The organism is Thermococcus henrietii (assembly GCF_900198835.1).
Lineage (GTDB): Archaea > Methanobacteriota_B > Thermococci > Thermococcales > Thermococcaceae > Thermococcus > Thermococcus henrietii.
In genome coordinates this window covers 867,415-886,238 of sequence record NZ_LT900021.1, presented here as the reverse complement: position 1 = coordinate 886,238, position 18,824 = coordinate 867,415, and the positions used below count along the sequence as shown (strand labels likewise).

Sequence of the window (18,824 nt, the reverse complement as noted above, 5' to 3'; positions counted from 1 at the left end):
AGGGGAAGTTCTGCCAATGAGGGGGAATCGAAGACTCCAGGAGATGCGCGAGGAGATACTCAACGGGCCGATTGAAAGGACCCTCCTTAAGTTAGCGGGACCCCTCATAGTCAACAACCTCGTTCAGGTCGTTTACAACATAACCGACACGTTCTGGCTCGGAAAGCTCGGGAGGGAAGCTCTGTCCGCTCCAGGAGTGGTGTGGCCAATCATCGGAACGCTGATGAGCCTCGGCATGGGCTTTACCATGGCGGGCTTTGCCTTCGTCGGCCAGTACATCGGGGCGGGGGAATTCAAAAAGGCCTACCGCTCCGCTGGGGCACTCTACTCCCTGATGCTGTTCTTCTCAACGGCCACTGCCTTGATAAGCCTTGCAATCCTCCCCCAGGCGCTCCACTTCATGAAGGTAACGCCGGGCCTTTACCCCTACGCCAAAACCTACGCGAGCATAGTTTTCGCTGGCTTGCCCCTGTCCTTCGCGTACATGGCATTCTCGGCCCTCATGAGGGCAAGCGGTGACACCAAAACACCGATGAAGATAACCCTCGTGACGGTGCTTGTAAACATAGTCCTCGACCCGCTCTTCATTTTTGGAGTCGGACCGTTTCCAAAGCTTGGTGTGGCTGGGGCCGCTCTTGCTACGGTCATAGCGAACGCCGTTGGAGCGATTACCGGGGCCTATCTGATGTTCTCCGGCAGGGTGGCGTTAAAGCTCAGCTTTGAAAGCCTTAAGCCTGACTTTGAGTTCTACAAGAGACTCTTCCGCGTCGGTCTCCCCTCGAGCATCGGTCAGTCAGCGAACAGCTTCGGCTTCGTTATTCTCACAAGGATTATAATGGGCTTCGGCGATGTCACTTACGCGGCTTACGTCATAACGACCCGCCTCGTCAACTTCCTGACGAGCATCTCACGCGGTATAAGCATGGCGATGGGAACGATGATAGCCCAGAACGTCGGGGCTGGCAGGTTCGAGAGGGCCAAGAGGATAGCGGAGAGAACGATGCTCGTCAACTTCACGATAGCGAGCTTGGCGGTTCTAATCATTGGAATCTTCCGCGTCCCAATCTTCAAGGTCTTCCTCGACGACCCAAAGGTTATAGCGGAGAGCAAAATCGTCCTCGAGTACTTCCTAATCTCGGTGCCCTTCTTCAACGGAATCTTCATAGTCGTCAACAGGACCTTCAGCTCGGCGGGGCACACGAAGAAGACGATGTTGCTCGGCATAATCCGCCTGTGGGGTCTCAGGATTCCGCTGAGCTACGCCTTCGGCTACGTCGGTGCGATAACGCTCCTCGGACTGACGATTCCGCTGGCAGAGCTGTTCGACTTCACGAGTAGAGGCGTTTTCTTCGGCATGGGTCTGAGCAACTTTATCGGCGCGCTGATAGCCCTCGCCTGGTTCCTCCGCGGTAGCTGGATGAAGGCAATAATCGAAAAGACGCCCAAAGAGCGTGGAAAGTCCGGCCTGGTTAAACATCCGGAAGGCTAATAAAGGCTCGCCCCGAGTGGCGGGCGGTGAGAGCATGAAGGCCGAAAGGTGGGAAGGCGTTTACTCCTTCGAGGACAGCCCGTTTTTGATGGAGATTCTGACGGAGCTTCGTGATGAGAGAACAGGGCCGATAGCCTTTAGGAAGGGCCTCGTTAAGCTCGGCCGCTACATGGCCTACGAGCTGACGAAAACGATGGAAACCGAGAGGGTTCCGGTCAAGACCCCGCTCGAAGAGACAGAGGGTGTAATCGTCAGAGACAGGCGCAACGTGGTCATAATAACAGTTCTCCGCGCGGCAATTCCGCTGATGGAGGGCCTCATCAAGGTGCTCGACCACGCGCGCGTCGGCATTGTCTCGGCATCGCGTGGAAAGGCCCCAAAGTTCGAGATTGAGATGAACTACGTCAAGATTCCGGAGATAAGGCCCGAGGATACCGTTATAGTCGCCGACCCGATGATAGCAACCGGCTCGACGCTGATTAAGGTCCTCGACGAGGTCAAGCGCTACGGAAGGCCGAAGCGCCTAGTTGTCGTGGGCGTCCTCGCGGCCCCCGAAGGAATAGAGCGGATAAAGGAGAGGCACCCTGAGGTCGAGGTGTTCGTTGCCAAGGTCGACAGGGAGCTGAACGACAAGGGCTACATCCTGCCAGGCCTCGGAGACGCAGGGGATAGGGCCTTTGGGGAGCCTGTGAAGGTCCCCTGAACCCCTCTGGTTTTTACTATCTTCCCCGGGTGATGGCAACGATTACAGAGGCAATCACGAGTAGACCTATGAAAAATCCAGTCTCGCCCAGTGAGTAGTGCCCCATCCTGTGGAGGCCGTAGCCCAATGCACCGAGGACAAAGGCAAAGGCTCCGCCAAACAAAACCACGAGGAGAATCTTGTACCCATATCGCTCCATGAACAGAGCGAAATCCACGTTCACCACCGGTTAAATTCTAAGGAAAATAGTTTTTACGTCTTTCGGTTGGGTCGGCCAGTGCCAGTCTCATCATCCGGTAGCACTCAGACCGGTAAACGCTCGTCATCCCCCGGTTCAATTCTCCAGTGCCTTTTTAAACCCTGTGGACAACCTATGACGGCCGATGACGAGCGTTAGCCACGCTGACGGTGATGAGAAGAGGGTTAGCCGAGGCCCAAGCGTTTTAAGACCCGTGCCGTAGTGCCCCGGTGGTCTGATGTCCCTCGAGGAGTTCTACCGCCATCTCAGATGGTGGATGGACCCGGAGGATGGAAGGGCCCTGAGGAGATTCGAAGCAATGGTCCGCTTTTTCGAGGGGCAGGAAGTTGATGCGTCAAGCGTCCTCGACGTCTGCGCCGGAACGGGTATCGCTGGTGTAGCGGCCGCGAAGGCCCTCTCCGCCTCGAGGCTGACGCTGGTGGAGGCGAGAGGGGAGGACTTGGGGAAGGCTAAGAAGTGGCTTGAACTCGCGGGCATAAATCCGGAGCTCAGGCTCGTCACCGGGAACGCGCTGGAGCTTCCTTCGCTGGTGGAGGAACACGATGTGGCAGTTCTCTGGGGGCACACGATGCCGCACTTCGACCCGTTCCAGGCGGCCAGGCTCTTCTCCGGAGTCGCCTTGGTTCTGGGTGAGGACGGAGTTTTCCTCGTCGAAGAAACTGACCGGATAAAGCTGTTCCTCTACGGCTCCGCGTACAGGGATTTTCTGGTGGAGCAGAAGGCCCGCGATTACGCGGTGGTTTCCCTCCACGAGGGCTACGACGTCATGAGGGGAATGGAGGAGAGGGGCTACTACAAGCTGCCGGGGTTCGAGAGGATAGCGGAGATGAAGTTAAGGCCATGGGATTTGGCATCGCAGCTCACACTGGGGAGGATTTTCTTCAGAAAAGCGGAGCTGATAACGCCCGGGGAACACGGCGTTGCCGGGGTTTCCGAGGTTCTCGTATTCAGCCGCCCTAACAAAAGAATCGCCGGCGAGGTTTACTCTGAATTCCAGAGTTTCGGGGGGTTTTAAATTCTCCCCACCTTTTCTTAAACCGGTGGGAGAATGAGGGCGTTAAATGTTAGAAACCTCAGGAAGAGTTACGGAAACTTCCTTGCCCTCAGGGGGATAAACTTAGAGGTAGAGGAGGGTGAGGTCTTCGCACTGCTCGGACCCAACGGTGCCGGAAAGACGACGCTGATAAGAATTTTAGTGGAAGGGCTCCACTACGACTCAGGGGAAGTTCTCGTCTTCGGAAAGCCCCTCTCAAAGGAAACGGCCCGGCTGATTGGTTACGTTCCGCAGGAGAGCATAGCCTACGACATCCTGACGGTGAGGGAGAACATGAGCTTCTACGCCGACCTCTACGACGCGCCAATGGGGAGAATTGATGAACTAATCGAGGAGTTCAGCCTCCCCGCGGACAAAAAGACCAAGGAACTGAGCGGGGGACAGAGGAAGAAGCTGAACCTGGCGATAGCCCTCCTCCACGAGCCGAAAATCCTGATACTCGACGAACCCTCGAACGGTCTTGATGTTCCGGCAAGGAGGGAGCTCTGGGAAATAATCAGGCGCTTCAGGCGGGAGGGAAAGACCGTAATCATAGCGACCCACTACATGGAGGAGGCGGAGAAGCTGGCCGACAGAGTGGCGATAATCAACGAAGGTAAAGTAATCGCGGTCGGAACGGTTGACGAGCTGAAGCGTCTCGTCGGTGAGGGGAGCGTCGTCCACATAGAGGGCGAGCTGAGCGTTGAGGGACTCCCCGAGGGCGTTGAGGTTCTCGGCGAAAACCCGCTCAGACTCAAGGTTGAGAACCCGAGGAGGGAACTACCGAGAATCATCGAGGCCCTCGTGAGGGCTGGAAGTGAAATCAGGCTCGTTAAGGTCGAGGAGCCGACGCTCGAAGACGTCTTCATAAAGCTGACCGGGAGGGGGCTGGAATGAAAGTCCGGGCAGTCAAGGGAATCCTCGTCAAGGATTTGCGCGAGATAGGCAGGGAGAAGATGACGGTCTTCTGGATTATCGTCTTCCCCATGATGTGGCTCCTCGTCATGGGCGGAATCTGGGGTCACACAAGCCCCCCGGTGACGGTGAAGGTCGGCGTTGTTGGAGGGGACGCCGGGAGGGTCGTCGCGTACATGTCGAACGTAACAATTGACGGAAGGCACCTCTTTAAAGTCGAGGAATTCGGGAGCGCTGGGAAAGCCCTGAGCGCCCTCAAGTCCGGGAAGCTCGACGCGGTAATCGTCTTCCCCCGGGGCTTCGGTGAGAACGTCAGCTCTGGCCTGCCCGCAAAGGTCCTCGTCTACTACGACGAGAGCGACCCGCAGGAGTATCAGATAGCGAAAGGTGCAATTGAGGGCTTCTTCTCGGGCTTTTCAAGGGAGCTCGCGGTTCGGAGGGCCGGCCACCTGACGGCCGTAGTCGAGAGACTGCTCCCCAGGAACACCTCCGAGAGGCTCACCCCGCTCATCTGGGGGACGGCGAACCCTTTAACGGTTGAGGAAAAAGAGGTAAACGGAGAGAAGCCCAAACCGGTGCTCTTCTTCCTCGCGGGGGTCATGGGAATCCAGTTCCTCTTCGCGACGATGAGCCTAATCGGCAACGGCACGCTCAGGGAGATTGAAAAGGGAACGCTCAGGCGCATCGCGGCTTCCCCGGCGACGGCATGGGACTTTCTCCTTGGAAAGCTTCTCTCGACGACGGTCGTGATTTTCGGGAGCATAGTTGCGCTGATAATCTTTTCCCGGGTTGCCTTCGGGGCGACGATAATTCCAAGTCCGCTCGGATGGGCGCTATTGCTGACGGCAGGGGCGTTTTCAATGGGGCTTGGTCTGGCGATAGCGATGCTCACGAGGAGCATAAGGGCGACCAGCGCGGCCATAAACCTCGTCTCGTGGCCGATGATGTTTTTAGCTGGAATAGTGGTTCCGCCGAGCACGCTCCCGAACTGGGCAAGGCCCTTCGTGGACTACTTCCCAATTGGAAGGGCCCTAAAGGACTTCCGCCTGCTGGAAATCTACCACGTCTCCCCGGGCAACGTTGTCGGGGACCTGCTTCCCCTAGCCGCCGTCAGCATAGGCACCCTCGCGGTTGCGGTCGCGGTTTACGGCTGGGCCGTTAAACGGCTCGAATGAACCCTTTCCTTTTTCACGAAGGCGAGAAACCCCCTCAGAAACTCCATTCCGGCTCTGTTGTTAACGGCCTTCGGGTGGATTGAGAGGAAGAACGTCCCATTGATGTTTGCGTAGGCGCTCTCTGCACTAACGAGCTCGTATGGGAGCAGAAAAGAGGGCAAGTACCACGTGTACTCCCTGTTGTAAATCGGCTCAACGGTCCCGTTCGGGAAGTAGATGAAGTCCTCACCGATGACAGTTATGTTGTGCCTGAGTAGAACCTCCAGCGCGGCATTTGAGAGGGTGTAGCGGGGGGCGATGAAGTATTTCGGCGTGACGTTAAGGTAGGAGAGCGCCCTCAGACCCAACTCAAGCTTTCTCTCGGCGACAGTCGCGTTGCAGTTGAACTCGTCGCCGATGTGGGTGTAGCCGTGGAGCTCGATGTGGTAGCCCTCGCGCTTAAGCTCCTCAAGAAACGCTATGAAGCCCTTATACCTCCACATCGGCATCTTCCCGCCGTGGTCAGGAATTACGAAAAGGTAAGTCTCGTTCTGGAAGCCGTACTCATCGATAACGGCCGTTATCTGTCTCAACTGGGGAAGGTAGCCGGGACTGACGTCGTGGAGGAGGATTGCGAAGCGCCCGAATTCGAGAAGATAGGCGGGTCTAGAGAGGGAACTGGAGGAGAGCAGAACTAGAAACAGGACACCCACAGTTACCGCAAACGTGAACCGTCTCTTCATCAGAGGTAGAAGGAAAGGGGATGTAAAAACCTTTCTAGAGGTATCTCTCAAGGAACCCCTTTACCCTGGCCTTCCACGCCTCAGGGTGGAACTTCAGCGTCCTGACGTGCGGTGCATCCGTGACCCACAGCTCAACGTTCGGGTTTACCTTCTTGTTCCGCTCGTAGAACTCCCTCACTTCCTCAGGCCTTACGAGGGGGTCCTTCTCGCCGGCTATAAGGAGGAGCGGCTTTCTAACTTTATCCGCGTACTCTAACATGTTGAGCTCCTTGGCCCCGCTGAAGAGAACGGTAAACGGCTTGACGAAGGTGTAGAGCCACTCCGGGAGGTTCGCGAAGTACTTCAGGCCTCTCGCGCCGGTCTTGTCGAGGTAAATCGGAGGCGAATCCGCGACGCCGCAGGTGACCCTATCGTCCTCGGCGAGTGCCCTTATGGTGACGACCGCACCCATTGAGAAGCCGATGAGACCTATCTTCTCGGCCTTCTCGGGGTGGTTCTTCTTAAGCCAGTCAACTGCCGAGAGGACATCCACCAGTTCCCTGTCGCCGACGGTGGTGAACTTCCCCTCGCTCTTTCCGTGGGCCCTGAAATCGAAGACTAGGACGCTGTAGCCCTCGTTGAGCAGGAACTCAGTGGTCTGCTTCATGTAAACTTTGTCCCACCTGCTCCTCGTGTAGCCGTGGAGGGGAATAACCGTTTTTTCACCATTGGGAACCCACCAGGCGCTGAGCTTCAAACCGTCCCTTGTCTCGATGGTGACGTCCTCGTAATCGTAGCCGAGGTCCTTCGGCGTCCAGTCTCCGATGAAGCGGGGCGGTTTTACCATCTTGTATGCGACGAATGCTGAAAAAGCCAGGAACAGAACGAGGAGAAAAATCAAAACGGCCCAGAGCACACCTCATACCCCCACCTCTGTTTCTTCTATTGCCTCGACTTTGGGCTTCCTCCAGACAGTTCATCGAGGTTCTTCATTCCCCATATCAGCGGGAGGGCTATTAAAATAAATATCGCACCCACCGGAAACAGAACCTTGTAGTTGCCCCCCGCGAGCTGGACTATGCCTCCACCCAACAGCCCAGCAACGAGAACGGGAAACGCCTTGGTGGCCTCAAAGAAGCCGTAATAGCGGCCGTTGAAGGCTTCACGCTCGTATTTGGTGAGCAGGTCGCCGATAACGGGCCAAGACGTTGCCATCAGCATTCCCCATCCAATGCCCGCAAAGCCAATGAGGGCCGTTATCTGAAGTTTGGTGTGAATGAACCAGCCGGCGAGGAAGGGCAGAAGGAATATCACGCCGCCGAGGACTATCGACTTCCTCCTCCCCATTCTGTCGTAGAGAGGACCTCCTACGACCGCTCCCACGAGCACCGTGACGTTGAAGAGGGCCATTATCGCGTTCCCGAGGGCGGTGACGTCCTTGGTTCCAAGGACCGACTCCAGAATTCCGAACATGAAGACGGCAACGAACTCGAAGCTCATCCACCAAAGTATTTGGGCGGAGTAGAACTTGAGAAAGTCCCTGTCGGCGACGATGGAGCGCAGGTAGTCGGTGAGACCCTCCTCAGGCAGTTCCTCAGGAAAGTCAGGCTCCCTAACCTTGAAGTACACGACAAGCGCCGAGACCATTAGAAGACCCGCAACCAGCGTGAATGGAATCCACATGTAGCCGGCTTTTATGAGGGCGTTAATCTCGTTATCAAGCCCCGTTAGCTTTGAGGCCCTAACTATCAAAAGGGCGAGTATTCCGAAGATGAACAGGTTGCCGGCCCACTCGAACAGCGTTATTATTCCGCTTGCCCTTCCTCGCTCCCCGCTGGGGACAACGTCAGGCATAAGGGAACGGTACTGGGCCACGTAGAAGTACATAGCGAAGTAAAACAGGGCCAGCATAGTTGCAAAGGCAAGCAACGGTGCACCGGCTACGTAACTCAGATACACCCCAAGTATGACAAGACCCGCGAAGATACCTCCGGCGAGAATGAAGGGTGTCCTCCTCCCCCTGCCGGAACGCCTGAGGTCACTGTAGTAGCCCATTAAGATGGGCACGAAGATTCCCATTAAACCCTGAAGTGAGAGGACGGCGCCTATTACAAAGGCCGAGTTGGTGTAGCCGTTTTGAAGCAGTTTAAAGGATATTCCCTTGTTTAAGCCCCATCCAGTGCTCATGCTGAAGCCCAGAAGGGCAAGGCCGAGAACCGTCCCGAGGCTCAACCTCTCCTTTCCTTCCACCATCTGCATCCCCCGGTTTAGCTCGATATCCCTTTGTACCCTCCGGAAACTTTTAAGCCTTGTGAGTTCATTTCTGGGCGGTAGTAAAGATGACATCCCCGAACAATGAGTTTCAACTCATCCTAGGGCACAGGGGATTTAGGGGACACTTAGAAAACACACTACCGGCTTTTAAAAGGGCGTTAAAATACGCAGATGGAATAGAGTTCGACGTCAGGGTGACCGCGGACGGAAGACTCGTGGTGCTTCACGACGGGGAGTTCAAGGCAGACGGGAGAAACTACAGGGTGGAAACGGTAACATACAGGGAACTCCTACGCCTGCACCCCCTCGGAAAGCTCGTCCCAACCCTCAACAGAGTTTTGGAGCTCTCACCGAAGGTCATGAACGCCGACCTTAAGGACCCGAACGCGCTTCCACCCCTGCTCGAGGAGCTTGAGCGGAAAAACCTCCTGGGAAGGGTCATTATCTCAACGGACGACCCGAAACTCGCCATGAGAGCAGTTAGAGAATGCCCGAACTGCAGGATTGGCCTATCTATCACGACCCCGACGAGCCCAGTGAGGGTCCTGACTAAAACGGGCCTCTACTCGGTCCATGTTCCCATAGACGTCGCCCGATACATTGGAGCCCGGGGGCTTGAAATCCTCCTTCGGCTTTATCACAGGAAAGGTCTAAGGGTCTGGCTCTGGAACTACAGAATGAACGAGCTGGGATGGATTCCACGCTTTGTCCCCCTTGCGGATGCGGTTATTTCCGACGACCCAGGAAGGCTGAAAAGGTTTTTATCGTTAAAGTTCAACCGGGGCAACACCGGAGGCGGTCAGAATGTGGGAAAGCGATAGGGTTATCGTCCTTGGCCATAGGGGCTGCATGGGGAAGCTCCCTGAAAACAGCCTGCTTGCCTTTAAGAAGGCCGTCGAGGCCGGGGCAGACGGCGTCGAGCTCGATGTGTGGCTGACCAAGGACGGTAAGGTCATCGTTATGCACGACGAGACCATAGACAGGACCAGCGACATGAGCGGAAGGCAGAAGGACATGACCTTGGAGGAGCTCAAGAGGGCCGACATAGGGCTCGGCGAGAGAATTCCAACGCTGGAGGAGGTTTTTGAAGTCCTTCCCGGTGATGCCCTCATCAACGTTGAGCTCAAGGATGGGGATGCGGTTAAGGAAGTCGCTAAAATCGTGAAGGAGAACAACCCGGAGAGGGTGTTAATATCGTCCTTTGACGTTGAAGCCCTCAGAGGATACCGCAGGTTCGATGAGGAAACTAGAATGGGGCTTTTGATTGATAGGGAAGACGTCCTCCAGATGGTTCCAAAGCTCAAGGAGGAGCTCAACCTCTGGTCAATTAACATTCCGATGGAAGCAATACCCCTGCTTGGCTTCGAGAAGACCGTTCAGGCAATAGGCTGGGCTCGCTCCCTCGGGCTCAAGGTCGCCCTCTGGACGGCGAACGACGAGCTCTTCTATAAAGACGACAACCTGCTGAAGCTCAGGGGACTCTTCGAGGTCGTGATAGCGAACGACGTCGAGAGGATGCTCTTCTACCTCAAGAACGCTGGACTTAGATAAACTTTTTAAGGTTTTCTATTTTACTTCCTTTGGTGGAGAGAGTGAAGAAGGCCGAGTACCTTCTCCTCATGATTGCCGTTGTTCTGCTCCTTTCCCTCTCGGTTCCTCACTACAGATACTCTTCACCGCCAGAAAAATTCGTCAACAGGGAGGTCTGGACCTATCAGAAGCCAGCCAAGTGGGCCGCCTACGTAGAGTGCACGGCAGGCACAACGTCCTACTACCAACACGTCGTAAACTGGACGCTCGAATATCCCCATGACTACGGCCTCTCTAGGGAGGGAACGTTCAAAACGACGATTCTCGTGAAGAACTGGAGCAGGTTCCTGGCGGGAATGCCCATCACCTGCGATGTCCTTGGACGAAATGAAATTCTCCACAATAACAGCCTCCAGCTGGCCGTGGAAAGGCTCAAAAACATGACCCGGGGAACCACGGATTACGAAAAACTAAAACCACTCTTTCTATTCGCAGGGTCCCCGAAGGAGCCACTGAATCTCACGCTGGTTCACGTCACAGTTGTTACAAACGCAATGAAGGAGCCGGTTAAGTTGCCTTTCCTTATAACGTGGCTCGGTGTCATCTCTGCCAGCCTTATGGGAGCGGCTTTCTGCAGGAAAAGAAAAACGATGTTGATTGTGTTCCTTGCGGTGGTTCTCATTGGTTCATTGTTTCTCTGGAACTACGTTGAGACTAGGGAGAAAACCTCAAGGGCATCCGGGGCATTCAACGAGCTCCTCTCCCTAAACGCCACGAATCAGTCATGCATCGAGGTAGGAGGAGTCCAAGGAAGGTTCTATTCTCATAGCGACGTCGAGTGGTTCCTCAAAACCATTAGGAGGAATAATGCAACGGTGAGTTCGGTCAGATGGGAGGACACGGTTCTGAGAATCCACGTTAAGGTGAATAGGAACAATTACATGAGAATCATTGGGGCGTTTAAAGAAAGGGGCTGGGAGACCTCGGTGATTAATCCCGAGTATCTCACCGCCCTCTTGAACGAGACAAACGATACACAGGAGATAAATGAGACATTAACGACGCTTGAAAAATATCTGCCGTACCTAACCCCTGACGAGAGGAAAGCCGTCGAGGATTATATGGACGACCTAAAAGAGACACTTCACCAAGATAGAGACCAGAAGAACTTATGCATAGCCGTTTTTGCCACCAGCCCCGAGGCGATAATTCCAGACTACGGGGGCTACTCCGATTTCCTGGCCAAATTCGCCCTCGTTGCCGTGTTCGTGGGGCTCGCGCTGGGGAGGCGCCGGGACGATGGAACGCGATAAAACCATCTTCATCTGCATCGTTGCCCTTCTGTTTATGGTGCTCGCGACAGCCATTCCACCGGAGAGATACTCAGGCCCAGGCGACCGTTTCATCCCTACCAACGGTGAATTCAAAGAAATCCTCCGCTCGTTCAACGCCACGAGCCTCTGGAACTGCACCCCAAAAGCCTTGGTTGTCGTCGAGTGCAGGGCCCATACCGATAGTGAGGTCAATGGGACGCTGTCGTTCTTCGAGAGCCTCCCCCACAATAACATCGTCCTGTACGCCGGGGATGGGGGCTCGTTCAACGTCATACCCACAAACGAAACCGAATTTGAGAAACAGCTTCCCGGAAATTGCGACATCACCGACCACAAGGAAACGAGAGTCGTCTTCAGCAGGGAGGAGCAGGAAAAACTTAGGAGGGAACTCCAAGCGTTCAAGGAGCTTGAGAGCGTTATTCAAGACCCGGAAGAAAGGGCAGTTATCCACAACAAAACCGTTGACCTCACCGTTACCCTGGAGTATGCCCTCGGCCTGCGGAGCAAGGGCAAACCCTGCAACATCACCCTCGTCACCGTCAATATAGACTACCCAAAGCCCGAGAGCAACGTTCCGTTCATGGCCCTCCTCTGGACTGGTGCCGGGATTTCAGCCCTTGCCGGAGCCATACTGAGCCGGAGGATGGACAAGAAACTTGTCTTCGGTGCCCTCATGGCCCTCTCGATAATTTTCGTTGGCACCTACGTCCACGATTCGTGGGTTCAGTGGAATTCAGAGAAGGCGGTTTCAATAATCGAAGCACTCAACGAGAGCAACGCCACCATTAAGGACGCGAGTAACTTTGCCGTTCTCTACGTCACACTCGACGGCCCCGAAAAGGCAAGGAAACTCGCGGGACTTCTCAAAGAGTTCAACGTTAGCGTCCGGGTTAGCTGGGACGGACCCAAAACCCTCAGGCTCGACGGAATACTGCCACTTGGAGAGCTGGAGACGTTTAAAAACGCCTCTCGAGGAGTGGGCTCGTTATTTATCCACAACAACAGCCCCACTTATGAGGAGTTCATAAGGAAATACGAGCTTGAGAACAAAATAATTGAAGAGCACCTAAACGAGGTATCCCCTGAAAGCAGGGAAGTGCTAAGGGAGGTCATTAGAGAAAACCAGCAGACCATTAAAAACCTAAGACTAGCCATGTACGACCGGGCCCAGCTGATAATCTTGGTTTCGCTTCCATATACTGCCTCACCAGAGGCCTACCATGACCTCTCCTCAAAGCTGGCATTCGTCGGTGTTTTTCTCGGCCTCGGTTGCATACTCACCAGCATTACAGGGGACGAGCGAAACCGTTAATACCCCTTAAAACATTTTTAATTCTGGTGGTGGTATGGAGAGGTTCGTACTATCGCTCGACGAGGGAACTACCTCAGCCAGGGCGATAATCTTCGACAGGGAGAGCAACATCATAGGTCTCGGCCAGTACGAGTTCCCCCAGCACTATCCCAAGCCCGGCTGGGTGGAGCACAATCCGGAGGAAATCTGGGACGCACAGTTCAGGGCCATCAAAACCGCCCTTGAGAGGGCGAAGGTGGAGCCGAACCAGATAGCGGCGATAGGCGTTACGAATCAGAGAGAAACTACGATAGTCTTTGACCGTGACGGAAAACCTCTCTACAACGCGATAGTCTGGCAGTGCAGGAGAACGGCCGAGATGGTGGAGGAGATAAAGCGCGAATACGGGGATATGATAAAGCAGAAGACCGGCCTCGTCCCCGATGCCTACTTCTCCGCGAGCAAGCTCAAATGGCTCCTCGACAACGTCCCCGGGCTGAGGGAGAAGGCGGAGAAAGGCGAAGTCCTCTTCGGAACCGTCGATACGTTCCTAATCTACCGCCTCACCGGAGAGCACGTGACCGATTACTCCAACGCCTCAAGGACGATGCTCTTCAACATAAAGAGGCTCGACTGGGACGACGAGTTGCTCGAAATCTTCGGGATTCCGGAGGAGGTCCTTCCGGAGGTGAAGGAGTCGAGCGAGGTCTACGGTTACACAAAGAAGGAACTCCTTGGGGCAGAGATTCCGGTGAGCGGTGACGCCGGTGACCAGCAGGCGGCGCTGTTCGGGCAGGCAGGGTTCGAGACGGGAATGGTGAAGGCCACTTACGGAACGGGAAGCTTTATCCTCGCCAACACCGGAAAGACCGTCCGCTACTCAAACAACCTGCTCACGACGATAGCCTGGGGACTCAACGGAAAGGTCAGCTACGCCCTTGAGGGGAGCATCTTCATAACGGGAGCAGCGGTTCAGTGGCTCCGCGACGGAATAAAGATTATCAAACACGCCTCCGAAACCGAGGAACTCGCGAGGAAGCTCGAGAGCAACGAAGGAGTCTACTTCGTCCCGGCCTTCGTCGGCCTTGGAGCACCGTACTGGGACCAGTTCGCGAGGGGGCTGATAATCGGCATAACGCGCGGAACCGGCAGGGAGCACCTCGCGAGGGCAACTCTGGAGGCGATAGCGTACCTTACGCGCGACGTCATAGAGGAGATGGAGAAGCTCGTCGGGATAAAGGAGCTTCGCGTTGACGGCGGGGCAACGGCGAACGACTTCCTGATGCAGTTCCAGGCGGACATACTGAACAGGCGCGTCGTCAGGCCCGTCGTCAAGGAAACCACCGCGCTCGGCGCGGCGTATCTGGCCGGACTGGCCGTCGATTACTGGGAGAGCCTTGAGGAGATAGAGAGCCTCTGGAGAGCGGAGAGGGTGTTCGAGCCGGAGATGGACGAGGAAACGAGGAGAAAGCTCTACCACGGCTGGAAGGAGGCAGTGAAGAGGGCCATGGGCTGGGCGAAGGTCGTTGGGGTCTGACGAAAGGGTTATTACTGTTTCCCCCAATTATTTTCAGGTGGGAGTATGGAGACAGTCGAGGCCGTCTACGAGAACGGTGTTCTAAAACCCCTAAAACGGGTGAATCTCAAGGAAGGTGAGAAAGTAACCGTTGTCATAAAGCGGGACGTCCTGAAGCTTGCAGGAAGTGTTAAGAGAGCCGTTAGCGTTGAGGAGCTGGAGGAGGCTTATCATGAGTACGTTCTCCACAGGGGAAAGGGTCTTCCTTGATACCTCTTTCATCTTGAATTTCCTTTTCGGAGACGAGAGGGCTGTGGTCGCGCTTGAAAAAATGATTGACGAAGGAACGAGGTTCTACATCAACCCAACAGTCATCGGTGAGGTCTGGTTTCAGCTCATGGCTAACGAGTACGTAAAAAAGCATGGAAAGTACTCAACCTACGGCATAAGAGAAAAAGTTGGAGAAATTAAAGAGGCCATCAACGTGGCCGATGAGTTCTTTAGTGCACTTCCAGAGCTTGAAGTGGTTGAGATAACGGAAAGAACCGTGGAAATTGCACGGAGATTAATTGAGGAACACAACCTGCTTCCCAACGACGCTATGATTCTCGCCTCATGTATTCAGTACGGGATTAAGAGGATTGCCACCTTCGACTCTGATTTTAAGAAGGTCCCAAACATTGAGACCCTGCCATGATAAATGAACATCTCCGTCCATTCAAACCCTGTCCTGCCCTGTCCTTTTTTCTAATGCCCCAAAGAGTTCTTTCCTCGCCTTTTCGCCAAACTAAAGGTTAAGGAAAGCTTTAAAACCTCCAAAACCCTTTCTCAAGTTAATTAAATCGAGGTGAAGGTTATGAAGACGAAGGTGGCCATAATAGGGGCAGGAATTAGCGGGGCGAGCATAGCGAGGGTTCTCAGCAGGTACGAGAACCTCGAAGTCCACCTGATAGAAAAAGCTCCTGATGTTGGCTGGGGGGTGAGCAAGGCCAACACGGCTCTGATTCACGGTGGCTACGACGACGACCCCGAGAAGTACCCAACGAGGGCCAGGCTGTGCATAAGGGGAAACCGCCTCTGGCACCAGTGGGTCAAGGAGCTTGAGATTCCGCACGTCTGGAACGGGGCATTGATAGTCGCAACGAAGGAGGAGGACTTTGACGAGCTCGAGAGACTCTTGGAGCGCGGAAGGAAGAACGGCGTTCCCGAGATGAGGCTCGTTGATAAGGAAGAGCTCTTCCACCTTGAGCCCAACCTCACGAGGGAAGCGATTGGAGCGCTGTGGGTTCCAATAGTGGGCCAGATTGGACCGATTCCGGCCGTTATCGCGATAACCGAGAACGCCGTTGCGAACGGTGTGAAGACGCACCTCGAGACGGAAGTTACGGGGATAAAGGTCGAGAACGGTGAGGTTAAGGGTGTTGAGACAAAGGACGGCTTCATCGAGGCGGACATCGTTATCAATGCAGCGGGTCTTTACGCGGACAAAATAGCGAGAATGGCAGGCATAGACTACTTCGAAATCCACCCGAGGAAAGGTGAGTACTGGATTTTTGACGACGACGTTCCCGGGCCGAAGCGCGTCCTCTTCCCGACGCCGACGCCGATAAGCAAGGGAATAGTTGTAACCACCGAGATTTCCGGCCATCTGATGATAGGGCCGAACGCCCAGGATTTACCGCCAGAGGAGAAAGAAAACCTCGCCACCACGAGGGAGGGCCTTGAGCAGGTCTGGGAAGGGGCCAAGAAGCTATGGCCACAACTGCCTCCAAGGAGCAAGGTAATCAGAACCTTCGCCGGTCTAAGGCCCGAGCCGACGGGAGGAGACTTCATAATCAAGGCAGAAGAAGAAGTCTGGGGCTTCATCAACGTCGCTGGAATACGCTCACCCGGCCTGACGAGCGCCCCCGCGATAGCCTACGAGGTAGCGGGTATAATCGAGCGCGACCTTGGAATCGAGCTGAAGGAAAAGGAGAAGTGGAACCCCTACAGGAAGGAAATCAGCCACTTCTTCATGATGACGCCCGAGCAGGTGAACGAAGCCGTGAAGAAGAACCCCGCCTACGGAAAGATAGTGTGCCGCTGCAACTCCGTCAGCGAGGGCGACATCCTTGAGGCCATAGAGAGGATGAAGTTCATAGGTGTTAAAACGCCGAGCGTTGATTCCGTCAAGTTCAGAACCAAAGCCACAACCGGAACCTGCCAGGGAAGCTTCTGCAGGCCGAAGATCCTCCAGCTTCTTGCTAAGGAATACGGAATAGAGCCCTGGAAGGTCACGCTGAAGGGTAAGGGAAGCGAGATTGGAATAGGAGACGTCAAGGTTCTCCTCAGGGGGGATGCCTGATGTTCCCGAGGATTCCGATGCTGAGCTACGACGTCGTTGTGGTCGGTGGCGGTCCTGCGGGAATGGCGGCCGCTATTAGGGCCAAAGAACTCGGACTGAAGGTTTTGCTCCTCGACGAGAACGACTACCTCGGAGGTATTTTGCCCCAGTGCATTCACCCCGGCTTCGGCCTGCACTATTACAGAGAAGAGCTGACCGGGCCCGAGTTTGCGGCAAGGCTTGCGAAGAGGCTGGTCGAGCTTGGGGTGGAGTACAGAACGGCCGCGAGGGTTCTTGAGATTAAAAACTACTCCGACCTCGAGAAGGTCGTAATCTTCACCTCGCCGAGCGGGGCTTATCAGGCATGGGCAAAGGCGGTAATCTACGCCGCGGGAGCGAGGGAGAGGCACGCCTTCGAGATTGGAATCGTCGGCGACAGGGTTTCTGGAATCTACACGGCAGGAGAGGCCCAAACGCTGATGGACATCTACGGGATAATGCCCGGTAAGGAGATAGTCATCGTGGGTTCCGGCGACGTTGGCTTGATAATGGCGCGTCGCTTTGCCCTTGAAGGCGCGAAGGTCAAGGCAGTCGTCGAGCTGATGCCCTATCCCGGGGGACTGGCGAGAAACGTGATGATTCTCAGGGACTTTGACATACCCCTCTACCTCAGTCACAAAGTCGTGGAAGTCCGCGGAAAGGGTCGCGTCGAGCGGGTAAAGGTCGTCAGGGTCGACGAAAACCTCAACGAAATCCCTGGAAGCGAGTTCTGGATTGAGGCGGATACGTTGATAATATCGGCCGGCCTCGTTCCGAGCGTTAAAAAATTGAAGGCCATAGGCGTTGAGATTGACCCGGCGACGGGCGGACCAGTCGTGAACGACAGGCTGGAAACCAGTGTCCCGGGAATATTCGTTGCCGGGAACTCGCTTCTGATAAACGACCTCGTTGACTACGTCGCGGAGCAGGGTGAGTTAGCCGCGGAAGGGGCTAAGGAGTTCATCGAGAACGGGGGAATCGAGAGCAGGAAGTGGGTTAAGGTGGAGAAGGGCGAAAACGTCCGTCTGCTGGTCCCGCACTACCTCAGCGGCGAGCGGGACGTCTACCTATACCTGCGCGTGTCTAAGCCGATGGAGGACGTTGAGCTCAGAATTCCGGAGATAAGTAAGAGAATGAAGCTCCCGGTGGTCAAGCCTGCCGAGATGCTGAGGATAAAACTGAAGGCAGGGGAAATCAGGAAGGCCGAGAAGCTCACCGTGGAGGTGGTGAAGGCATGATATACCGCTTCACATGCATTGTCTGCCCCCTTGGATGTTCAATCGAGGTTGAGGTGGAGGACGGAAAGGTCAAAGAGGTCAGGGGATGCACCTGCCCGCGCGGTGAGGAGTGGGCTATTCAGGAGGTCACGAACCCAAAGAGGGTCGTGATGAGCGTCGTGCCCGTTGAAGGGGGAGCCCTGCCCACGGTGAGCGTCAAGACGGCCGAGCCGGTGCCGAAGGAGAAGATACCGGAGCTCATGAAGTTTCTGGCGAAGCTCAGGCTCAAAGCACCGGTGAAGGTCGGAGAAACGGTTGCGGAGTGGGAAGGAATAAAAATAGTGGCGACGAGGGGGGCTTAGCCCTCCAGCTCTTTTACCCACTTTGGAAGGGAGCAACTCCTGCTTAAAACTGCCGTTATACTGCGGTGCTCAACCTTCTTACCGCCCAGGAGCAGGTCGGCGTCAATTACGAAGCCCGTTGGGACCTTGTCTTTGAGCTTAACCGTAATTGTTCCGTTCATTTTGAGGTCATTGCTTGGAGAAACCGTGATGAGGAACCTGTAGGTGACGCTACCTGAGCCCCTTTTGATTTCGGTACCCGCGCCAATGGCCTGGAGCGCGACCTTGACTGGGTCGTAGGCCTCGGTTCTGGCGGTCTCGTCGAGCGTTAACGTCGCGGTGAACTTCTTCTTTGTACCGTTCATTATGACGATTTCCTTAGCGGTCGTGTTCTTGAGCACGATGTACCACTCGAGGCCGGAGCGCTTTCCGTGGAAGTAGTACGTGCCGTTAAAGTAGCCACCCTTCATTGAGATGTGAAGCGTCTTGCCGTCCCTAACCACAGTTGCGTTCTCGGTGTACGAGTAGCAGTTCAGCGAGCCGAGGTTTGAGAGTATGAACGCCTTGTAGGGAACCCCCGTGGAACCACTGCCCTTCCCATGGTAAACGTAAGCCCCAATCGCGACCAGGAGTACTACGATAATGGCAACGATTACAACCCTTCCTTTCACCCGCATCCCCCTG

The 18,824-nt window shown here is 55.2% G+C and carries 20 protein-coding genes; 15 read left to right on the top strand and 5 right to left on the bottom strand.

Going from position 1 to position 18,824, the window contains the following annotated elements; translation table 11 throughout:
* Positions 1 to 16: 16 nt before the first annotated feature.
* Both CS910_RS04925 and upp read left to right on the top strand, forming a co-directional pair.
* A complete protein-coding gene (locus CS910_RS04925; RefSeq protein WP_099209997.1) occupies positions 17 to 1,489 on the top strand; it encodes an MATE family efflux transporter in 1,473 nt (490 codons plus the stop codon).
* 34 nt (positions 1,490 to 1,523) lie between these two features.
* The gene (gene upp / locus CS910_RS04920; RefSeq protein WP_099209996.1) at positions 1,524 to 2,192 is read left to right on the top strand and encodes a uracil phosphoribosyltransferase; all 669 of its coding nucleotides are present in this window, start codon (positions 1,524 to 1,526) and stop codon (positions 2,190 to 2,192) included.
* A 16-nt stretch (positions 2,193 to 2,208) separates the two neighbouring features.
* On the opposite strand, the gene CS910_RS04915 is transcribed toward upp, so the two are convergent.
* Complete coding sequence (locus tag CS910_RS04915; protein WP_158523802.1) at positions 2,209 to 2,415, bottom strand: hypothetical protein; 207 nt, start codon at positions 2,413 to 2,415, stop codon at positions 2,209 to 2,211.
* A 253-nt stretch (positions 2,416 to 2,668) separates the two neighbouring features.
* Between CS910_RS04915 and CS910_RS04910 the strand changes: the two genes are divergently transcribed.
* Genes CS910_RS04910 through CS910_RS04900 form a run of 3 tightly spaced genes read left to right on the top strand, consistent with a single transcriptional unit; the run spans position 2,669 to position 5,574 of the window.
* Positions 2,669 to 3,466, top strand: a complete 798-nt coding sequence (locus tag CS910_RS04910) for a class I SAM-dependent methyltransferase (protein WP_099209994.1) — start codon at positions 2,669 to 2,671, stop codon at positions 3,464 to 3,466.
* 33 nt (positions 3,467 to 3,499) lie between these two features.
* A complete protein-coding gene (locus tag CS910_RS04905; protein ID WP_099209993.1) occupies positions 3,500 to 4,381 on the top strand; it encodes an ABC transporter ATP-binding protein in 882 nt (293 codons plus the stop codon).
* Entirely contained in the window at positions 4,378 to 5,574 is a 1,197-nt protein-coding gene (locus CS910_RS04900; RefSeq protein WP_099209992.1) for an ABC transporter permease, read from the top strand. Before CS910_RS04905 ends, CS910_RS04900 begins: the two co-directional genes overlap by 4 nt.
* Here CS910_RS04900 and CS910_RS04895 read toward each other — a convergent pair.
* From CS910_RS04895 to CS910_RS04885, 3 genes are read right to left on the bottom strand one after another with little or no spacing between them, the layout of a single operon-like run.
* Positions 5,544 to 6,296: a DUF2334 domain-containing protein gene (locus CS910_RS04895; RefSeq protein WP_099209991.1), complete on the bottom strand. Its 753-nt coding sequence runs from the start codon at positions 6,294 to 6,296 to the stop codon at positions 5,544 to 5,546. The genes CS910_RS04900 and CS910_RS04895 overlap by 31 nt on opposite strands.
* A 34-nt stretch (positions 6,297 to 6,330) precedes the next feature.
* The gene (locus CS910_RS04890) at positions 6,331 to 7,191 is read right to left on the bottom strand and encodes an alpha/beta hydrolase (RefSeq protein ID WP_099209990.1); all 861 of its coding nucleotides are present in this window, start codon (positions 7,189 to 7,191) and stop codon (positions 6,331 to 6,333) included.
* Positions 7,192 to 7,217: 26 nt separating this feature from the next.
* A complete protein-coding gene (locus CS910_RS04885; protein ID WP_223211928.1) occupies positions 7,218 to 8,534 on the bottom strand; it encodes an MFS transporter in 1,317 nt (438 codons plus the stop codon).
* Positions 8,535 to 8,614: 80 nt separating this feature from the next.
* Here CS910_RS04885 and CS910_RS04880 point away from each other — a divergent pair, with 80 nt between their 5' ends.
* From CS910_RS04880 to CS910_RS04835, 10 genes are all read left to right on the top strand, one after another.
* Complete coding sequence (locus CS910_RS04880; RefSeq protein ID WP_099209988.1) at positions 8,615 to 9,370, top strand: glycerophosphodiester phosphodiesterase family protein; 756 nt, start codon at positions 8,615 to 8,617, stop codon at positions 9,368 to 9,370.
* Positions 9,354 to 10,100 carry a glycerophosphodiester phosphodiesterase family protein gene (locus CS910_RS04875; protein WP_099209987.1) on the top strand — a complete coding sequence of 249 codons (747 nt, stop codon included), beginning with the start codon at positions 9,354 to 9,356 and terminating at the stop codon, positions 10,098 to 10,100. The genes CS910_RS04880 and CS910_RS04875 overlap by 17 nt, the downstream gene beginning before the upstream one ends.
* Positions 10,101 to 10,132: 32 nt before the next feature.
* Positions 10,133 to 11,392 (top strand): hypothetical protein, encoded by a 1,260-nt coding sequence (locus CS910_RS04870; RefSeq protein WP_145955362.1) that lies wholly within the window; start codon positions 10,133 to 10,135, stop codon positions 11,390 to 11,392.
* Complete coding sequence (locus CS910_RS04865; protein WP_099209985.1) at positions 11,379 to 12,725, top strand: hypothetical protein; 1,347 nt, start codon at positions 11,379 to 11,381, stop codon at positions 12,723 to 12,725. Before CS910_RS04870 ends, CS910_RS04865 begins: the two co-directional genes overlap by 14 nt.
* 34 nt (positions 12,726 to 12,759) lie before the next feature.
* The gene (glpK, locus tag CS910_RS04860) at positions 12,760 to 14,241 is read left to right on the top strand and encodes a glycerol kinase GlpK (RefSeq protein WP_099209984.1); all 1,482 of its coding nucleotides are present in this window, start codon (positions 12,760 to 12,762) and stop codon (positions 14,239 to 14,241) included.
* A gap of 45 nt (positions 14,242 to 14,286) precedes the next feature.
* Positions 14,287 to 14,490, top strand: coding sequence for an antitoxin family protein (locus CS910_RS04855; protein WP_014122534.1), 204 nt, complete (start codon positions 14,287 to 14,289; stop codon positions 14,488 to 14,490).
* Entirely contained in the window at positions 14,453 to 14,917 is a 465-nt protein-coding gene (locus CS910_RS04850; RefSeq protein ID WP_099209983.1) for a type II toxin-antitoxin system VapC family toxin, read from the top strand. Before CS910_RS04855 ends, CS910_RS04850 begins: the two co-directional genes overlap by 38 nt.
* Positions 14,918 to 15,076: 159 nt before the next feature.
* On the top strand, positions 15,077 to 16,564 hold the full coding sequence (locus CS910_RS04845) for an NAD(P)/FAD-dependent oxidoreductase (RefSeq protein WP_099209982.1): 1,488 nt from the start codon (positions 15,077 to 15,079) through the stop codon (positions 16,562 to 16,564).
* Positions 16,564 to 17,820, top strand: a complete 1,257-nt coding sequence (locus CS910_RS04840) for an NAD(P)/FAD-dependent oxidoreductase (protein WP_099209981.1) — start codon at positions 16,564 to 16,566, stop codon at positions 17,818 to 17,820. The genes CS910_RS04845 and CS910_RS04840 overlap by 1 nt, the downstream gene beginning before the upstream one ends.
* Positions 17,817 to 18,161 (top strand): DUF1667 domain-containing protein, encoded by a 345-nt coding sequence (locus tag CS910_RS04835; RefSeq protein WP_042688756.1) that lies wholly within the window; start codon positions 17,817 to 17,819, stop codon positions 18,159 to 18,161. Before CS910_RS04840 ends, CS910_RS04835 begins: the two co-directional genes overlap by 4 nt.
* Here the strand turns inward: CS910_RS04835 and CS910_RS04830 are convergent.
* Positions 18,158 to 18,817: a hypothetical protein gene (locus CS910_RS04830; protein WP_145955361.1), complete on the bottom strand. Its 660-nt coding sequence runs from the start codon at positions 18,815 to 18,817 to the stop codon at positions 18,158 to 18,160. The two genes, CS910_RS04835 and CS910_RS04830, sit on opposite strands and share 4 nt — an antisense overlap.
* Between the last annotated feature and the right edge of the window lie 7 nt (positions 18,818 to 18,824).